The 1,631-nt window shown below is 34.0% G+C and carries 1 pseudogene; it reads right to left on the bottom strand.

The features are described from left to right. Positions 1 to 1,619: pseudogene (locus NK213_RS19960) on the bottom strand (hypothetical protein); the annotation flags it as partial. Positions 1,620 to 1,631 lie beyond the last annotated feature (12 nt).

The raw sequence follows: 1,631 nt of genomic DNA, 5'->3' as shown, positions 1-1,631 counted from the left end.
GATACTTTTGCGTGAACATTGGTTAGACTGTTTGTCAGTTCGTCCTTTTTCATTAAGCTGTCTATTTTGCCGTCTATTTCCTTAAATGCCTCTGTGTTTGTTGCTAATTTGAAGCTTTCCTGAAAACTTTTGGCTTTTTCTATTTCACTGTTCATTTTCTCTGTATATTTTGATACTATTTTTGCTGATTCTTCCGGTAATTTTGCTTTTTGTTCTATTAGAAACATCACTTCATTGTAAAACATCTTCTGGTCGTCATAGTAACTTGATACTTCCCTTGACATTGCCATTACAGCTCTCTCTGCTTCTCTTTTATTATCTCTGAAGGTCTGAATAAAATCATCTGATGTCAATTTATCTATATCTGCATTTTTATACTTTACTTTTATATTTATCTCATTTTTATTTATTTTCGCTCTTAAGTCATCTATTTCTTTTGTTGCCTTCTTTTTTAGTTCTATTATTCCTTCACTGAATTCTTCCAGTATCTGCATATTGATTTTTTCATTTAAGGAACTTATTATCCCTTCAATTGCTTCTCTTACTCCTACATATGCACCATTTTCCTTTTTTATATTTTCTAATATTCCAGGATATTTTGAATTTAGTTCATCTAGTATTGCAGATAATCTTTGCTGTGAACTTATATCTGTTTCCGGAGCTTTAGATAGTTTTTCAAATTCTATTGCTAAATCCTCTAATACCTTTTTTTCTTCTTCAAAACTTCTTATGTAGTTATTTAAATCTGGTTTAGTAAGCCACGCATCCAGCGCCCCCATCATTCCATTTATTGTATGAAGAACTCCTTCGCCGGCTGGAATAAATTTCTGTCCTAATGTTCTTGAAATATTATCCCAGTATGCATCTAATACTTTTATCTGATTTGCATAACTGTCTATTGTACGCTCTGCATCTCCTTGGATAAACTTTGTTTTATCCATTAAAAAGTTATATCTTATTATTTGTTTTTGAGCCTCCGACATTTCCCGCCACTTTGTTTTTATTCCCTGTGATAAAGCATATTCTGCTGCTGTTGTTTCATTTAGTATTATCCCATATCTTTTTAACGGTTCTGATTCTCCTGATATTCCGGATTTTAAGGCTGTAAATACTTCGCTCATATCATTATCATAAAATGAACTGAAATCTGCTGCTAATTGTGAGAGTACCATTGACATATCTTGTAAATCTTCTGTCTTTATTCCTGATGCTTTGAATATACTTCCGAATATGGCTGCCTGTTGCTGTAATTCAAAACTCGCTCTCCCTACATTGGTTGACATACTATCTGCCCATTTAACTACTTCACGGCTTCCTCTTTCAAATACTTGTACAAGTACGTTATCCAGCTCTTTTATTTCCGATGCTGCATCTATACAGCTTAATCCTAGTTTTCCTATTTCCTTTATTCCTACTGCTATTCCAAGACCGGCCAGAATTCCTTTTATTCCTCCTAAGGAGGCTACTAGCTTTTGAACTCCTGATGTGGCTCCGCCTGATGTATTTCCCATATTATTTATCTGACGGGTTACTGTATTTAGTTCATTTCTGTATCTTTCTATCTCTCTTGTATAGTTATCTACCACACTTAAGACCGTTTCTATTCTGTCCTGTTCCACTTTAGCCTCCTT

Source organism: Sebaldella sp. S0638 (assembly GCF_024158605.1).
Taxonomy (GTDB): Bacteria; Fusobacteriota; Fusobacteriia; order Fusobacteriales; family Leptotrichiaceae; genus Sebaldella.
The sequence above is the reverse complement of the archived record's forward strand: the minus strand, read 5'-3'. Positions and strand labels throughout refer to the sequence as shown.